Source organism: Borborobacter xinjiangensis (assembly GCF_047739745.1).
Classification (GTDB): domain Bacteria; phylum Pseudomonadota; class Alphaproteobacteria; order Rhizobiales; family Rhizobiaceae; genus Pseudaminobacter.
Genome location: NZ_JBLLVA010000040.1, coordinates 1 through 17,365, shown reverse-complemented (window position 1 = coordinate 17,365; position 17,365 = coordinate 1). Strand labels below are relative to the sequence as shown.

The 17,365-nt window shown below is 59.7% G+C and carries 11 protein-coding genes and 3 pseudogenes; 3 read left to right on the top strand and 11 right to left on the bottom strand.

All coding sequences use genetic code 11. From position 1 onward, the window contains the following. Positions 1-190 precede the first annotated feature (190 nt). The 6 genes and pseudogenes from ACLKMW_RS24180 to ACLKMW_RS24155 form a co-directional block, all read right to left on the bottom strand. Positions 191-2,275, bottom strand: a complete 2,085-nt coding sequence (locus ACLKMW_RS24180) for a hybrid sensor histidine kinase/response regulator (protein WP_415727082.1) — start codon at positions 2,273-2,275, stop codon at positions 191-193. 71 nt (positions 2,276-2,346) lie between these two features. Then, positions 2,347-3,501: an FIST signal transduction protein gene (locus ACLKMW_RS24175; protein WP_415727081.1), complete on the bottom strand. Its 1,155-nt coding sequence runs from the start codon at positions 3,499-3,501 to the stop codon at positions 2,347-2,349. Between the two features lie 98 nt (positions 3,502-3,599). Beyond that, positions 3,600-8,048: an ATP-binding protein gene (locus ACLKMW_RS24170; RefSeq protein ID WP_415727080.1), complete on the bottom strand. Its 4,449-nt coding sequence runs from the start codon at positions 8,046-8,048 to the stop codon at positions 3,600-3,602. A gap of 118 nt (positions 8,049-8,166) precedes the next feature. Next, complete coding sequence (locus ACLKMW_RS24165; RefSeq protein ID WP_415727079.1) at positions 8,167-8,529, bottom strand: response regulator; 363 nt, start codon at positions 8,527-8,529, stop codon at positions 8,167-8,169. 51 nt (positions 8,530-8,580) lie between these two features. Continuing rightward, positions 8,581-8,937 (bottom strand): response regulator, encoded by a 357-nt coding sequence (locus ACLKMW_RS24160; RefSeq protein ID WP_415727078.1) that lies wholly within the window; start codon positions 8,935-8,937, stop codon positions 8,581-8,583. Then, positions 8,930-11,111, bottom strand: a pseudogene (locus tag ACLKMW_RS24155) (PAS domain-containing sensor histidine kinase). Before ACLKMW_RS24155 ends, ACLKMW_RS24160 begins: the two are co-directional and overlap by 8 nt. Here ACLKMW_RS24155 and ACLKMW_RS24150 point away from each other — a divergent pair. Next, positions 11,020-12,152 (top strand): annotated as a pseudogene (locus ACLKMW_RS24150) (alpha/beta fold hydrolase). The pseudogenes ACLKMW_RS24155 and ACLKMW_RS24150 overlap by 92 nt on opposite strands. A 317-nt stretch (positions 12,153-12,469) precedes the next feature. Here the strand turns inward: ACLKMW_RS24150 and ACLKMW_RS24145 are convergent. Together ACLKMW_RS24145 and ACLKMW_RS24140 are read right to left on the bottom strand one after the other, a co-directional pair. Then, entirely contained in the window at positions 12,470-12,904 is a 435-nt protein-coding gene (locus ACLKMW_RS24145; protein WP_415727077.1) for a class I SAM-dependent methyltransferase, read from the bottom strand. A gap of 1,239 nt (positions 12,905-14,143) precedes the next feature. Continuing rightward, complete coding sequence (locus ACLKMW_RS24140) at positions 14,144-14,380, bottom strand: hypothetical protein (RefSeq protein ID WP_415727076.1); 237 nt, start codon at positions 14,378-14,380, stop codon at positions 14,144-14,146. A 203-nt stretch (positions 14,381-14,583) separates the two neighbouring features. On the opposite strand from ACLKMW_RS24140, the gene ACLKMW_RS24135 reads away from it, so the two are divergent. Both ACLKMW_RS24135 and ACLKMW_RS24130 read left to right on the top strand, forming a co-directional pair. After that, positions 14,584-14,835, top strand: coding sequence for a hypothetical protein (locus ACLKMW_RS24135; RefSeq protein WP_415727075.1), 252 nt, complete (start codon positions 14,584-14,586; stop codon positions 14,833-14,835). Beyond that, on the top strand, positions 14,832-15,095 hold the full coding sequence (locus tag ACLKMW_RS24130; RefSeq protein WP_415727074.1) for a hypothetical protein: 264 nt from the start codon (positions 14,832-14,834) through the stop codon (positions 15,093-15,095). The genes ACLKMW_RS24135 and ACLKMW_RS24130 overlap by 4 nt, the downstream gene beginning before the upstream one ends. Before the next feature lie 451 nt (positions 15,096-15,546). Here the strand turns inward: ACLKMW_RS24130 and ACLKMW_RS24125 are convergent, their stop codons facing one another. The 3 genes and pseudogenes from ACLKMW_RS24125 to ACLKMW_RS24115 all read right to left on the bottom strand — a co-directional run. Then, positions 15,547-16,023 carry a DUF2231 domain-containing protein gene (locus tag ACLKMW_RS24125; RefSeq protein WP_415727073.1) on the bottom strand — a complete coding sequence of 159 codons (477 nt, stop codon included), beginning with the start codon at positions 16,021-16,023 and terminating at the stop codon, positions 15,547-15,549. Between the two features lie 397 nt (positions 16,024-16,420). Beyond that, a complete protein-coding gene (gene istB / locus ACLKMW_RS24120; RefSeq protein ID WP_056242128.1) occupies positions 16,421-17,221 on the bottom strand; it encodes an IS21-like element ISSme2 family helper ATPase IstB in 801 nt (266 codons plus the stop codon). Then, positions 17,221-17,365: pseudogene (locus tag ACLKMW_RS24115) on the bottom strand (IS21 family transposase); the annotation flags it as partial. The pseudogene ACLKMW_RS24115 and the gene istB, both read right to left, overlap by 1 nt.

Here is a 17,365-nt window from a genome sequence, read left to right as displayed (position 1 = left end):
CACAGAGAATATTGGAGCAGTAGGTAATGGCGGAGGGAAGGGAACCGGAATCCAACCTTCTCTCGCAGAATTACGAGCTCTCTCGCTTGGTTTCGCTGTCACTCGAAGAATGTGACGCACTAGTCTGGTCTGATGACCCCTTACACCCCGGCCGCGATGCTGCACCGCAAACCGGCGCGTCGGATTACGTCTATGGAACGGCCGTAGGTTGATCAAGCACGAAGCGCACCTTCGCGGCGAGTGCATCAAAGGTAAATGGCTTGGGCAACAGCTGGACGCCCGGGTCGAGCCGACCGTTGTGCATGATGGCATTTCGCGAGTAGCCCGTCGTGAACAGCACCTTCAAATCCGGCCTAAGTCGCAGCGCCTGGTCAGCCAAGCGCCGTCCATCCATTCCCTCGGGGAGCACGACATCGGTGAAGAGCAAGTCGACCCGGTCGAAACGACCGAGGATATCTAGCGCCGCAGGACCGTTCGGCGCTTCGAGAACGCGGTAGCCGAGTTCCTGCAACACGCCGACGGAATAACTCCTGAGATCGTCGTGGTCCTCGACAACCAGAACCGTTTCATCGCCTCCGAGGCTAGCCACGGAATCAGGCACGTATCGGTCCGGTTGCGCCGACGTTGCCGATCTTGGCAGATAGAGCTTCACCGTCGTGCCCTGACCTAGTTCGGAGTAGATCCGAACATGTCCATTGCTCTGGCGAATGAACCCGTAGACTTGGCTCAGCCCCAGGCCTGTGCCCTGGCCGACGGGTTTAGTGGTGAAGAACGGCTCAAAAACGTGTGTGAGCGTGCCAACATCCATGCCGACCCCAGTGTCGGTCACAGCGATCATAACGTACTGGCCAGCGGCGACAGGCTCTGCGATCGCCGACACATAGTCTTCATCGAGAAAGGTGTTCCCCGTCTCGATCGTGAGGCGGCCGCCCTCCGACATGGCATCCCGGGCGTTGACCGCCAGGTTCAGAATTGCGTTTTCGAGTTCGTTCACGTCCGCCTGCGCCATCCAGAGACCCGGCGCTGTGATGACTTCTAGGCGAGCCTGCTCTCCCAGGGTCCGCGCCAGCATATCTGCCAAGTCCGCAATAAGCCGATTGGCGTCGATCGGCTTGGGATCGAGCGGTTGGCGCCGCGAGAAGGCGAGCAGACGAGCAGTGAGCTTGGCCGAGCGCTGGCTGGCCTGCTGCGCCATCTCGCACGAGCGCCGCAGTCGGGCCGCCAGGTTCTGGTCGGGAATTGACGCAATGCCGCGCTCCAATCGCCCCAATCCGCCGATGATGACGGTGAGCAGGTTATTGAAATCGTGAGCGATACCCCCAGCGAGTTGGCCGGTTGCCTCCATCTTTTGGGCTTGCCGCAAGGCCTCTTGCGCCTCCGCGAGCCGCTTTTCGGCCTCAAGGCGATCGGTTACGTCATAGACAAACTGGTACGCCCCGATACAGCCTCCGTTCTTGTCGCGCAGAACACTGAACTTCATCTCGTATTGGCGCTGATCGCTGCCTGGATTACCAAGCGCCTCGATTGTGGTGAACGCCTCGCCCCTGAGCGCGCGGCTCCAAAGCCCCTTTATGGCGGCCTCTTCAGGCCGGCAGGCAATGAGATCGAACATGCTCGTCCCCACTTCGGGTCGCCGACCGAAAACTCGTTCGAACTCGTTTGCCGCGGCCCGGTTAACAGCGAGCCAGCGATACTCAAGGTCCACCACCATCACCAATGCGTCGGTATTCTCGACAATCTCGGCGAGAAGCCGACGCTCGGCCAAAGCCGTTTCTACGCGCTGTTCCAGATCCTGGGTAAGCTCGGTCAGTTCGCGATTGAGGCGCGCCGCTTCATTGAGCGCATTCTGCAATTGCGTCGCCTGCTTGGAAAGTCGACGGCGCGCTTCATCCAGGCTGGCGGCAAGCGTACTGGTCTGCTTGGCTGCCAATGTAGCGGCTGCGGCCGCGCCCTGGGCAGCAGTCACTTGGCGTTCCGACTGCAGGAGCCGCACAATTGGGAGCAGCAACTCTGACACGCCGCGGGCGCTGATATGCGGGTTTCCGCCGATAAGCGCGATGATGGAACCATTCGCTGAGACGTACGCCCGCGCGCCTTTTCTGCTCAGCCTGTCAGGATAGTCGACGTCGATTGCGAACTCGCCAGGATGCGCACATGCGCTTAGGAACGCGCGCCAAGTCGGCCCGCCGGGTAACGTGCGCGGAAATCCAGGGGCCGGCAGAAGTGCGCCCGAATCGGGATCGCGCACTAGGATAAGCAGATCGTCGGCGCCCAAGCTTCGAGCGAGGGCGCAAGCCGCTTGTTCGCGCCCATCTTGCTCAGCGAGCGCGTTTACGAGCCGCTGGTCTATGCCGGAAGCAGACAAACTACCGCCGTGCAGTTGTGGAATCCCTGGAACTGTCCCTCGGCACGCGCTATCTGGCCGTGCGTGTTGCAGCCCGTCAGATCGACCGTGCTCAGCCGATCCCGAACTGCTGCGAGTTCGCGAGTGAACGCCTTGCCCATGCGAAGGCGCGTGGCCACGCAGTCGAAGAAGAGGGCGGCCTGAGGTCTGTGGCCACCAAGAGCCTGCAGCGCGGCGTCCGCCGCAGCCTCGGCTGCTTGCACGGTCGAGTGCTGGCTAGTGCGCATGATCCTGACGATCGAGTCCTGCGGCACTTCGGCGGCGCATAGCAGCGCGCCATCATCGAGTATCGCGAGCGGCACCCGCAGTTTAAGACCATTTGCCGTATCGATGCCGAGTATGTTGTGCAGGAAGAAGGGGATAGGCGCGTCAGGATCAAGCGTCTGGCCGGTATCCGCGGAATGCGCTTGGAATACGTCTGCAGCGGGCAGGCCGTTGAGGCTGACGAGCTTCATACCGTCGGCTTCGGTGACGCGAAATGGTTCGGACGCCGGCTCCCAGCCGTGGCTCACGCCCACGCCGATCGGCTTCTCCGAAATGATCTCGAGCGCCGCAGCTGCGTCGCTTAGCACTTCCCCTCCGCAGAACACCATCGTCTTCCGGAAATTGGCGTTGTCTCCAGCGCCGCCGCCGAAGAACTGGTATTGACCTGCAGTGGCCACCGTCAGTTCGTCCACCAATCGATCAGCGTGGCCAGCGAGCGCATCGGTCATCACAAGAGCACTTCGGTAGCCCGGGCGCATGTCCCGAACCCCACCGAATCCGGCGACCAACTCCTGAGCGGCTCTGGCAGGATCAGTGCTGATGCTGCGTCCGCAACTCGCGCTCACCTGGATATCCTCCCCGCCGAGCGCGAGCGCTGTCACCAAGCCGTCGCCCTGCTCGCCGTTGGCGAATTCGCCCGCAGATGACGCGCCTACGATCAGAGCGCCAGTGCACTCGTGCAGGCGTTTTAGCAGGCTAACATGTTCATAGGTTGGGGCGGCGAACAGGACGATCGCAGCCGGGGCCGCAACTTTCGTTTTGAGCTGTTCGGCAAGATGCTCTGCGGCCCGAAATGAGTCGATCTCCCGGCTAATAGCTACAGTAGTCTGCATAACGCCTCCGATCTGAGACAACGGCACGCGTCCCGAAGTCTGCGGTTAATCCCAACATTATGAAACGTGCCTTCCCCCAACGAGCATCGCGAACCCGATTACCGTCGCGGTCTATCAAGCAAATCCCTGACACGCGAGGCCAGTTGCTCAAACGTAAAAGGTTTCGATATCAGTTCGACGCCGGCATCAAGTCGGCCCTGATGGACAATCGCATTGCGCGAATATCCCGTCGTGAACAAGATTTTTAGATCCGGTCGTACTTCCTGGGCGGCATCAGCAAGAACGCGCCCACTTTTTCCTGGCAGGACGACATCCGTGAACAGGATATCTACGCGTTGGTCAGAGCGAAGGATCTTCAGCGCGGCATCCGCTTCCGGCGCCTCAACAACGATATATCCGAGTTCTGAAAGGATCATGGTGCTGTAGGCCCGGACGTCATCGTTGTCCTCCACCACGAGAATGACTTCGCCCTCGCTGCTTGTTGGGACGACCGGCTCCGCCGAAGCTGTATCGACCGACGCGTTTCCCATATAGCGCGGGAAATACAGCTTGACGGTCGTGCCGTGGCCTTCCTCACTGTAGATGGTCACATGCCCGCCTGATTGCTTCACGAAGCCGTACACCATGCTGAGACCGAGGCCCGTGCCGCGACCGGTTTCCTTCGTGGTGAAGAAGGGTTCGAAGACCCGGGCCAGAACATCTTTTGGCATTCCGGTGCCCGTATCGCTTACGGCGATCATCACGTACTGTCCGGGAACAACCTCAGTGTCAGTCGCAGCGTAGCTCTCATCGAGTGCGGTGTTCGCGGTCTCAATGGTCAGCTTGCCACCCTCCGGCATGGCATCGCGCGCGTTGACCGCGAGGTTGAGAATTGCGCTTTCAAGCTGGTTCTGGTCGACCTCTACTGTCCAGAGGCGCGGGGCCAGCACGCCCTCCAGCTCGACCTGCTCCCCGAGCGTCCTGTGCAGGAGTTCTGTCATTTCGCGAACGAGACCATTGAGCTCGAGTGGCTTGGGCTCGAGCGGCTGTCGCCGAGAAAACGCAAGCAATCGTCCTGTGAGGCTTGCCGCACGCTCTGCGCCCTGCAGAGCCATTTCCGCGGCTCGGGAAATGCGCGCGTGGTCGCCCGGTTTACTGCGCTTGATGGTGTCGAGTCCCCCTACGATGACCGTGAGGAGATTGTTGAAGTCGTGGGCGACACCTCCAGTGAGTTGTCCAATGGCTTCCATTTTCTGGGCCTGCCGGAGTGCATCCTCGGCGGCGGTCCGTCTTGCCACTTCTTCGGCTACCCGCTCCTCGAGATTGGCGTTGAGCTCCTGCAGGTCGGCTTCCGCCCGCCGCCGCTGTTGAAGCTCACGCTCCGCCGCTTGAAACAATCGCGCATTATCGAGAGCGATGGCGGCTTGGGCTGCTATCGCCACGATGCGTTCCTCGGCCACTTCATCGAACACTCCCGCCCCAGAGTGTCCAAAGAAAAGACCTCCGAGCACTTCGCCGCTTCGGGATTTTACTGGCGCGGCCAGGTAACTGCGAACCGGAAGATGGCCCTCGGGCATTCCGTAATGTGGCGCATTCTTTCCATACCTCTCGTCCTTTGTAATGTCATCTGAACGAACAACGGCGGCACCCGTAAACGTCGGAGCGAAGACGTGCGTGTTGCGCGGCATCGGATATTTCGAGAACGCCTCACGGGGCGCGCCGGACAATGTGTACAGCGTAAAACGCTCACCTTGCTCGTCGATGACGTTGTAGAAAAACGCGCCGAACTCGGCACCGGTGATTTCGACCGCCGCATCGGTGATCGTCTGCACCAACCTGTTCTGATCCAGGTCTCCCGAAATAGCGGTGGCGGCGCGGTTAAGAATCGCTAGCGCCCTGGTCTGCTCCTTTAGGCGAGCGCTGGCTCGTTTCTCCTCAGTGATATCGATCACGACGCCAGCCATTCGCTTTCGTCCATCGGCGTCCTTCTCAACCTTACCTCGCGCGACGACGACACGCTCCTCGCCCGAGCCGTGCACCCGGTATTCGGCCTCGTAGGGCTCTCCGGTGTCAATCGAGCGGCCGAGGATGGACATGACATGGTCAATGTCCCGCTTGTCGATCGCGTGAAGGAAGGAGTCGAGCGGAAGGCCGGCCTCGGCGTCGGCCTTCGTCACTCCGAAGACCTCAACCAGCGGGCCTTGGATCGCCAACCTGTCGCTGTCGACTGACCACTCGAAGACGGCCACCCGGCCTGTCGAAAGCGCCAACGACAGTCGGTCTTGCGTCATCAGGTATCGCTGCTCGCTTCGGAAGACAGCGCGATTGGCCTCTCGGCGGACTTCCGCCATCTGGATGTTGGAGTGCACCCGCGCCAGAAGCTCGCGGGCGGCGAATGGTTTGATCAGGTAGTCATCTGCACCAGCTTCCAAGCCTTCGACCTTCGCCTCCTCTCCAGCTCGGGCCGACAGCATTAGGACTGGAACCTCTGCCAGCGCAGGCTCCTTGCGAACGCGCCTTAGCAGTTCGAAACCGTCAAGCTTCGGCATCATTACGTCGGTCAGGATCAAGTCAGGTTTTGCCTTGTGCGCAACCTCGAGCGCAACCTGACCGTCGCCCGCCATATCAACGACATATCCCTGCGCCTGCAGCAGGCGGCAGACATAGGCCCGCATGTCGGCATTGTCGTCGGCGAGCAGGATCCGCTTGCCTGACTGATTCTTGACGGTGTCCTGGCTTGCGATCGCGCCGAGCCCGGCGGTCGAGAGCTCGCCTTCTGCCTCTAGGTCGGAGACGGCATCGGGCAGCCAGCGCAGAGCCTCTTCCACAAACTCATGCGCCTTTAAAATATCACTCGACCCGGCGGTTTCGACTTGGACGTGCTCCGGCGGGAGATGCTCATATCCGAATGGTAGCGACACCGTGAAGGTGGTGCCGACCCCCAGCGTACTTTCGGCACTGATCTGCCCACCGTGTAGCTTGACCAATTCCTGAACGAGTGCCAGGCCAATACCGCTTCCCTCGTAGCTGCGACCTTGCGCGCCTTCGATACGGTTAAAGCGCTCAAAGAGCTTCGGCATCTCGCTTTCTGGAATGCCGATTCCGGTGTCTTTCACCTTCACGATGGCGCAGCGACCGTCATCGGATGGCCCCACAGACACGACGATTTCGCCCTCGACCGTAAACTTGAAGGCGTTCGAGAGAAGGTTGAGGAGAACCTTCTCCCACATCTCGCGATCGACAAACACGGGCTCCGGCAGTGCCTGACATCGCAATGACAGGGTCATACCCGCTTTCTCGATGGCAGACCGAAAGCTCGAAGCAATCTCGGTGCTAAATTGCTCAAGATCCGTCGGTTGGTATGTCGCACGAACCCTGCCGGCCTCGATACGCGAAAAGTCGAGCAGGCTATTCACGAGCCGCAAAAGACGCGTACCGTTTCGGTGAGCCAACTCAGCCTGCTTTTTCATCTCCTCGACTGACGCATTGCCGGCCAAGAGCTCCTCGAGAGGACCGAGTATGAGAGTCAGGGGGGTGCGGAATTCGTGGCTGACGTTGGAAAAGAACGCCGTTTTGGCACGGTCGAGTTCGGCCAACGCCTCGGCACGACGTCGCTCTTCTTCATACGCATCTGCATTCGCCACCGCCGCTGCAATCTGGCCTGCCGCAAGCCCCAAGAATCCCCGGTAACTATCGTCGAATAGACGGTAAGGATTCAGTCCAATGATAAGCACGCCAGATCGACCGGACTCGCCGGAGGGCGGGACCGCGAGCATCACGGCCTTCTCGGTGGGTCGATCCCATTCGCCTTTGGGTGCCGTATCGCCGAATATTCGGGAGATATCATCGATCAGAACCGGTTCATGCTTGCGCATGGCCTCCGCCATGGGCCACGGAGCGGGGTCTTCAACGGGCAGCGACGTCGGTGCAGCAGCGTGACCTTCAGGTAGGCAGCATGATGCCACAAGGTTCGCACAGTCGCCGCCCGGCGGGACCATGTACAGCAAAGCAAATGTCAGATCGTGGGCATTTTTGGCGAGGGCTGACACGCTGCGCGTGCAGGCCTCTCTCCATGACCGGGCATCGGCGGTTTGCGCCGCGAGTTCGCGCAGCAGCTTCAACTGACGCTCGCCAATCACACGCTGGGTGTCGTCCGTGTTTGCGCAAATAATACCGCCGGGTGTGCCGTCGTCGTCCGGAATGGGGCTGTACGAGAAGGTGTAATACGTCTCTTCTGCGTACCCGTGCCGCTCCATGATCAGGAGCTGTTCTTCAACGTAGGTGCCTTCGACCCCGCCCATGGCGGTGGTAAGCATGGGTTCGATGTCCGCCCAGATCTCGCGCCAGACTTCCTCAGTGGGCCTCCCGAGCGCCCAAGGATGTTTTCCTCCGATGATTGATCTATAAGGATCGTTATAAAGGTAAATCAGCTCTTTGCCCCAGCCGATCCAGATGGGCTGGCGCGATGTCAGCATGATCCGCACTGCGGTTTTAAGGCTCTGTGGCCACGCCTCTGGACTGCCGAGCGGATTGCTCGCCCAGTCGTGTCCCCGGATGAGCGCGCCCATCTCTCCGCCGCCGGCGAGGAACCTGGGTGCGATCACTTGCCTATCGATAGCAAAAAACTCGGAGCTGCCCCTGTTGCCGCTGGACTGATCTTGCATCGCCTACTTGCTCATTAATTTCTTACTTGTTCGCCATAGCCGTTGACAGCGCCGCCGCGAGATCCTCGAGTTGGAAGGGCTTTGAGACAATCGGATAGTTCTGGAAGGCCTCAGGCAGTGCTGCGCGCCCATATCCGCTTGCGAAGGCGAGAGGAATACCCCGCTCGGAGAGCATCTCGGCAACGGGGAACACTGCCTTGCCACCCAGACTCACGTCGAGCAGCGCACACTCGAATCCTCCAGCCTGCGCCTTGTCGAACGCCTCGTCGATGGTGCTGGCGCTCGCCGCCACTTCGCAGCCCAAGTCTGCCAGCATGTCTTCGACTGACATCGCGACGAGAGCCTCGTCTTCGACGAGAAGTATGCGCATCCCGTTCAAACTCATCGACACCCTCCAGGCAATATCTACCCAAGTCTTGGAATTCCGATCTCGCCGTTACCGTTTCATCGCCAGACGAAGCTTCCGTTCCATTTCCTCAAGCGTAAAAGGCTTGTTCAAGACCTGGCAGTCCTTGAAGGTCTCCGGCACGCCTATTCGGCCGTACCCTGTGCTGAACACGAACGGTACCTCGCGCTTGCGCAGGATCTCGGCAACCGGGAAAACTAGCTGCCCATCGAGATTCACGTCGAGAACTGCAAAATCAAACCTGTCGTCCGCTGTCAGAGCCTTCGCCAGCGAGGCCACCGATACCCCGACTTCGCAGCCCAGATCTTCCAGCATGCCCTCGCTGAGCAAGGCCACCACGCCTTCGTCTTCGACCACCAATGCGCGCATGCCGGCAAGCTCAGCCATGCACTGCCACACCCCCAACCGGAACGCTCAGTCGGCAGAACAGGCCACCCGCTTCAAAGACCAGATCGAGCTCTCCACTGAGATCACGTTCGATGCAACGTTCGATAAGTCGCGTGCCAAAGCCCCGCCTGGTTGGCGCCTCCACTGAAGGTCCTCCGCGCTCCTGCCACTTGAGGTCCACCAGGGTGCAGTTCTCCCCCTCACGAAGTTGCCAGGTGAGCGAAAGTTGACCGCCGTCACAACTGAACGCGCCATGTTTCGCGGCGTTGATGGCGATTTCGTTCAATGCCATCGCAATACTGAGGGCGGCCCTCGGGTTAAGCGTGATCGGCGGTCCTTGGATTTCCATCCTCTGCTCCGAGCACGACTCCATGGGGCACAGCACCTCTTGCACCAGAAACTCGAGTGGAGCGTCGCCCCAAAGACGCTTCGTCAGCAGATCGTGCGCTCGTGCAAGTCCGAGCAATCTCTTCTCATAGCTCGCAGAGAATTCCGTCAGACTGTCTGAATGCCGCGCGGTCTGCGTCGCCAACGACTGTACTGTCGCCAGCGTGTTCTTCACCCTATGATTCAACTCGTCGATCAGCGTCTTCTGGCGGTTTTCCGCTTCCTTGCGCTCGGTGATGTCCACGAGCATGTTAATTGCGCCGATCAACTTGCCTTCAGAGTCATGCAGCGGGGTTGGATATGGTATAAAGGGCACAAATGTTCCGTCAGGTCGCTCCGCGACAGCCTCGACGCCGCGGACCACGCGATCTTCCTTAAGAGCTACCGCCATAGGACATTGATCGTGCGGCATAGGCGCGCCGTCGGGAGTATAAAGTCGCCAAATGATGCACCATTCGTCGCCCACCTGCGGGGTTCGACCCGCCATGTCGATGCAAGCCTTGTTGAAGAACGTAATCCGGCCATTTGCATCTGTGGTATATACGGCGGCCGGCAAGCCCTCGAGGAGATCGCGCATGTGCTGTTCGCTTTCGCGAATGCGATCCTCCATGCGCTTCGCTTCAGTTACGTCCTGCAGCACACGGACTCCGTAGAGAAACTGTCCCTCTTGGTCAGGCACGACGGATCCGTGCACGTCGAAGAAGGCCACGGTGCCGTCTGCTTTCCGAGCGCGCTTACGAATAACGTAGCTGTCCAGCTCACCTTTAACCTGCCTCGCATAGTTTGCAGCATCTTCGGCGCGATCGTTTTCGTCCGTGTAGTCAAAGAATGTCATGGCCAGAAGCTGGTCGCGTGAACGCCCGAGCATCTTGCAAAGCGCGTCGTTGACGCGCAGCAAGCGGCCGGTCTTATCGGCTTCAGCGATACCGACCGTCGCCGCCTCATAAGTCGCGGCTAGACGTTCTTCACTTTCACGGCGAGCACGTTCGGCTTCTCGCATGTGCGTGATGTCCATCGTGAAACAGCGCGTGTTGACAAACTTCCCGTCACTGAACCGGCTGTTCGACGTGATTAAAACGTGCTTGACGGAGCCATCCTTTGCCCGAAGACGCGCAGGATAGCGGTCGAGCCTTTGGCCGCAGGAGAGCTTTTGGAGGATGTCGCCGATAACGGGCGCGTCGGCATGGAACTCTGCGATATGACGCCCAACATACTCCCCAGCCGTGTACCCTAGCAGATCAAGCTCGGCTTGGTTGGCTCGCAAGATAATGCCTTCGCCACTGACGATATGAAGGCCGACGGCATTGTTTTCAAAAAAGTCCTCAAGCTCGCTGGTTTTGCTCCGAAGCGCATCCTCCACTGCCATGTGCGCCGAGATATCCTGGAAGCAATTGATCGCGCCCTGTATGTTGCCCTCGTGATCCTTCAACGCGCGAATGTTGACCAGAGCCGTGAAGCGCGTGCCGTCAGGTCGCTCCATTACGACCTCTGCGTTTCTGGTGGCCGTGCCGGATCGCACAGCATCGGCCATCGGACAATCCTCCGGAAGGGGTACCATCGAGGAGGAACAGCCTGTGGGAGCCGCAGAATCGCTCCCTAATCCCATTCAAGTTGGGGGTTTGCCCCCAAGCGGCCGCCTCCGAGTTATACCGGATCAGCCAACCTTCGTGGTCGCAAAGATAGACGGCACCCGGAATGGCATCGAGCGCAGTCGGAGCCGCTGCTACGAGCGCGTCGAACTCAGTGAATCTGCCTCTCCCAATCGGGAATTCTTCGACGTTTGACATGCCTTCGCCCCGGCCGTGCGCACGGCTAGCTCCTCCAAACGCGTTTGTCTCCAAGTTGTTCCGCCCTGACAGTTTTCTTCGCTGGCGGATAAGGGCCGGAACGGCGGGGTGTGCAAACTGCGGCGACCTGCTAGGATGGAGAAATCTCACGGAGATCACTCTTTTTTGTGAGCATGCTCGGCTCGCCTGGCGTGCGACTGCATACAACTGGGCGGCGCGTGAGCAACGCGGCGCCAGGGAGGATTTTTTGAGCGCTCTGCTGCGGAACAATGTGAAGGTGATGGGCAGCGGGAAGACAGCAATGGTCTTCGCGCATGGATTCGGCTGCGATCAGAACATGTGGCGCTTCGTTTGGCCAGCCTTCGCAGAGCAGTTCCGCATTGTGCTGTTCGATCATGTCGGCTGTGGCGGCTCCAATCTTTCCGCTTATCGCCCGGAGAGATATCGGTCCCTCGAAGGCTACGCGGAGGACCTCATTGAGATTTGCGGCGAGCTCGACATTATTCACGGCGTCTTCGTTGGCCATTCGGTCAGCGCAATGATTGGCGCGATCGTCTCTCTTAAAGCGCCTGACATCTTCGATGAACTTGTTATGATTGGTCCTTCTCCCCGCTATATAGACTATCGGGAGTACGCCGGCGGATTTAGCGAGGAGCAGATTCATGAGCTTCTCGACTTTCTAGTATGGGTTGGTCGCAGGCCATGGCTCCTGTCATCATGGGCAATCCAGATCGACCGGTACTGGGCGAGGAACTCACCAACTCCTTCTGCAGGACGGATCCGGAAATCGCAAAGAAGTTCGCTCGCGTCACCTTTCTTTCAGACAACCGGGCTGATTTGCCTTTTATCAAGGCGCGGTGTCTGGTGCTGCAATGTTCGGAAGACGTCATCGCGCCGAGGACAGTGGGCGAATACGTCGCAACCGAAATACCCAGCAGCCATTTCGTTCTGCTCAACGCCACAGGCCACTGCCCCAACCTCAGCGCTCCCGAGGAAACGGTCGCAGCCATGAAGGATTTTCTTGAGCATCGGCATGGATGAACCGTTGGAGATCATGTCCAAAACGGTCGGCGACTTTGAGGCTCTGTTCGAAAACGCCCATGCGGCTATCTCGCCGCTGGCACGGATGGCGGCATGCGCAGGATTGGGAAGAGCAACGCGGCAGCGCCGCGGCGGAGGCCTATATCCCCCTGAGCTTCGCGCCGGGCGAAGCCTACCAGTTCGACTGGAGCCACGAGGTCGTCCTGCTGGACGGCGTGACGGTGACCGTGAAGGGGGCGCACGTGCCGTTGTGCCATCAGTTATCTACCTCGCTCTCATCGCCGTGTCGGCGGCAATCCGTAGCTCGCCGGTGTAAATCAGCCGGCGGCGTAGCTCTCCTTTCGCGTCAGCAGCGCCCAGGCGGTGCGCGCCGTCTTGTTGGCAAGCAAAGCACAGGCATCCGCCTGGCCGATTTTGATCCGCGAGTCAGTGTAGCGCCGTGTCGCCGCCTCGACAAATCCCGGCAAAAAGTCGATCGCCGTAATCTGGGCCAGATCGGGGAACTTTGCCAATGCAAAGGTCAGGCTGCCGGTACCGCAGCTTGGCTCCACGGCCCATAAGTTGCTCATAACGTACACATTATGCACGTTGAAGCTGGACGTCATTGCAGCCACCATGGATCCGTTGATGCTACGCTCGATGGGATGCTTGCCCAGGGTGGCAAACCCATCCGTGACCGACGCGCGCGCCGAAACATGCCTTCTCGGTGTACGCGTCAGCCGGTCTTCAAAGATGTTTTCCCAGAATGTCAATCGTGGGGAGCACGGCCCAAACTTCTAAAAATCCCGCTGCGAACCACCCATTTTACGATCGAACTTGATGGCGAATTCCTCCCGTATGGCCGTTCGAACAGCATACTCCTCGATTTGATCGTCGGTGAGCTTGCAATCAGGAACGCTGCTCCGCAATTCTTTGACCAGAGAGCAGTCGAGATCGCTCTTCCGTTGACATGCTTGCACAGAAAGAAGAGCACGGCTCGCTTCACCGCGCCCGGAACACGGAAGGGGCAATCTTCGGCAACGAATTGGTACGGGGATTGGAAGCGTCCATTCAGCATGGCGGCACTCTCAAGAAATTCGGGCATCCCAATTGAGGGTGAAGCGGTCTGGAAGACTGGCCGTTTGAAAAGTCGACTGCACCATGACACAGTGGGGCATAAAGAAGGAGCTTGGGGCTATGTCATTGCTGCGCTATCAGTGGACGAGCTCTGGCGCCTAATCACCCTTGCAATGCTGGTCAAGCATCTGCGCGGACAGGGTCATCATAGATTGTATCGCTGTGTCGAAGGCACGCAGAAGGTGTGGGCGTCGCAATATCTGAATGGAATGGCGAGGGTTAGAGCTCTATCTCTGCTCCTGCCTTTCGGTGCGGTTTTGAAAGAATCGATTCCAGTAGGTCGCGCACGGCTTCGGCTCGAAGGCGGTGCAAGCCGACCAAAGGTTTCCCGGTCAGCTTTGCGGGCTCGTTGTTAAGAACATCCCAAACCGTCCACATCCCATCGCCATCTGGGATGCAGATAAATTAAAGTCGTTCACATCGGTCCCTCCACCCATCGGAGGTAACCACCAATACTCCTCACCGACAAGGCAGTTTAGGCATGGCTACTAGGCCGCAAATCCATCGCCCTCCGGGAACCACCGGCAATGTCCACCACTCCACGCTGGTAAACAGGGCAATCGGATCGGAGGCGGCCGACTGCACGGAACACTGAATATTCCTCATATTCGCATCTACAACTATTCGGCGGTGGGATGGATTCGGCGGCAACCACAACACCATCAATGACATAGACATTATCTCTCACGGCGGTTTCATCATCGCCTCTTAAGCGGGCCTGACCGCTTGCGAGGAGTTGCGTTCGCGATCAGGTTTCCTCGAACGCCCAGCCGGTGGGAGTTTGTCAGGACGTCAGCGACGAGCCCATGCAGTCTTAGGAGTCTTGCACGGAACAGAATCTAGGTATGTCCCAAATCGGGACAAGGCTGCCGCTTTTATAAATTTTGCGGGTCCGGCAGCAGGGTTAGTGGAACCTTTCGGCCGTGGCGCTTCTCCTCACCACCGCCATCGGCAGTTCCCAGCATAGGCGATGCTGCACGGCTTTCGCCGGGAGGTACTACCTTCACCATGTTCACATCCGCTGACGCAAACAATCGCTGAGCGGTGAGCACGATGTCGTGGGCATCGTCGTCGTCCGGATATTCGCCATCGACACGAATGCTTATTGCCAAGGTGACCTCTGCCGATCTTAGCGCGTGACTTTTCAGCTTATCATCCGCCGCTGCCGACGCCTCACTAGTTCGTTCTTGGCGCATCGCCCCCCTCTCTTTGATGCTCCCATTAATCATAAAACGCGGCAGGAGTCGCCCTCGATTTGGGCGACTACGGTCCTTCTAGCATGAATGCGCTCACCTGCTGGCGATGGACCCGCAGCGTGGCGACACGGTCGGAACTGACAGCGGCGATCGTCGAGCGTTATCGGGTGGCGCGCCGCGACGACAAGGGCCGGATTCTGGATGAGTTCGTCGCGGTCACCGGCTATCACCGGAAGCACGCGATCCGGGTTCTGGGCCGTCGTGAGAAGAAGCCATCCGGCAACAAGAGCCACAGCCTTCGTTATGGCAGCGATGTCCGCCAGGCGCTGAGGCATCGGAGCGGCTGTGCTCCAAACGGCTGCGACCATTGATACCGATCTTGTTGCCGGCGCTTGAGCGGCACGGCCGGCTTGGGCTGGATGACGCACTCCGCTCCAAGCTGCTGACGGCAAGCCCGACGACAATCGATCGGCTTTTGACGGAGGTCCGCATCGTCGCTCGCGGCGGCTGGCGCCGCCGGGCAGGAATGAGTTCGGCGGTTCGCCGCTCGGTACCGGTACGCACCTTCGGCGATCTGGCGGAGCTCGGCACGGACGCAGAACGAGGTGCTGATCATGACGGTCGATCCTGAAGGCGTCACGGCCGGACGACCACGAACGATGTTCGTCGAAAGCAAGTCGCGCGCCGAGGACCGGTCACCATCAACCAAACAATTTTGGCAGCCAGTCATGTCACCGTCCTCCATGCCCGCCATGGGCACCTTCAGGGCCGTTCGGTGGAAACCGCCGAAAGCGCTCGCGTGCGACTGGCGGACGCCGCAAGTAAGAGGAGGCGGATGTGAGGAGCATCCTTGCCGAAGAGAAGATCACGCTGTCTTGGCGATGAGGTCAGATTGCGCTGGGCGCGTGATGTTTCGAGGTTTCGGAAGCGCAAGGCCGAGGAAGCGGTCCAGGGCAAGGACGGCCTCTTCAACATCGATCACCCCAGCATCCAAAACCCCGTTGCTCACATCACTGCTGGGAGGCTCGAATATGACGCTAGAGGCGGCCCAGGCAGAGCTTTCCGGGACCTGCAGCACTTGATCATTCCGTCTCGTCTGCTATCGCGACCCGGTGGCGATAGACCATCTCCCAGCCGCGCCAGCCCGTGTAAAGCAGGACGAGCACGACAGCGATGGAGATGATCAGCCCGGTCGGCAGGACGGCGGCTTCCCCCCCGGTGTAGCGCAGCAACCAGTTCCAGAGGGACAGCAATACGACGATAACGTTGCCGATCATGTGGTGCCAAGCGGCCGAAAGGGTGCGTATGCGGCTCTCGCCGAGGAAGTCCGTGAGTCCAGCAAGCGCGGCGAGGGCCGCCATGACGAGGGCGGCGCCAAGAAGATACAGGCTTGCCGTGCTCCATGCAGCGTTCCCAGTGCGCCAGAAGATCAGGTCACAGGCGAGTGTTGCGACCAGGAAAGCGACTGGGAACGGGATCAGCATTGGATGGATGGGATGGCCAGCTATGCTGGCGGCGCTTTTCGGATTGCGCTTCGTCAGATCGGTCCCGGTACGCATGCCTGTCTCCTTTGCCAGTCCCGGCGGGCTGGCTTCACTTCTGTTGCTCGGTTGCCGGGTCGAACTGTTGCGGTCGCCGCCGTCTCCGTGTCTGCGAGCGCTGCCGCTACGGAGCGGTCTTCCGTCGCTCGGAAAGAACTTGTTTGGCGCCGCCTGCGTTTCCTTATGAAGAACCGTCAATCGGCAAGATCGGGCGCCTGTTTGCCTGTTTAGATGAACCGGTGCCAAAAACGTTCCCACCTTGATCAAGGAAAGCCGCCCACAGACCGAAGGCTGGGGCTGTTCTCCTGATACTCAGAATTTCGCAATCACGCCTATCGGCGTTCAAGACCGCCGCGTGGTTGTCAAGCGAATCCAGGAACTGACCCCTTTTTCGAATTGAAGAACTAACCCCCTTTCATTGGTTCGTGGTTTCGTTGGTCTCTGGCGCCGATCCGGTTTTCTGCAGAAGGCCGGACCGGCGTTTTTCGCGCAGGCGATAGCTGTCGCCCCGGATGGTGATCACCGTCGAATGGTGCAGCAGGCGGTCCAGAATGGCGGTGGCGACCACAGGATCACCGAAGACATTGCCCCATTCTCCCACCGAACGGTTGGAGGTGATCAGAATCGAGCCCTTCTCGTAGCGCCGCGACACCAGTTGGAAGAACAGATGGGCGGCATTGGCCTCGAAGGGCAGATAGCCCAGTTCGTCGATGATCAGCAGCTTCGGTCGCGACAGGATCGTCAACTGTTTGTCGAGCGTGCCGTCGCTGTGTGCCTTGGCCAGCATTGCGACCAGCGTGGCGGCCGTGACGAACTGCACGTTGTAATTCTGGCGGATCGCCTCGCGGCCGAGACTGACAGCCAGATGGGTCTTGCCCGTGCCTGGAGGTCCGAGGAACAGGACTGTGTCGCCGTGCGCGATCCAGCGACAGGTAGCCAGTTCCCTGATCTGACCCTGATCCAGCGATGGCTGAGCATCGAAGTCGAAGCTGTCCAGTTCGCGTACGAACGGGAACTGCGCCAGCTTGCTCGACATGGAGATGCGCCGCTCGTCGCGGCGAGCGATCTCGCGCGACACCAAGAAGGCCAGCGCCTCGCGCAAGGTCATCTTCGAGCGCGCCGCCTCGTCCAGCAGCGTGTCAAGTTGGTCGCGGATCGCTGTCAGCTTCAGCCGGTCGAGCGTTGCGATCAGGAGGTCGTGATCCACAGTCGTCATCACCAGCCCCCTCCGACAACCGCCTCGTATTCTGCAAGCGGACGCAACAGGGTGGGAGGGAGAATGTCGATGGGCGCGGCGGCCCGCACCACACCATCGGCACCGGCGACACCGACAAAATGCGCCCGGTCCACGATGCGTTGT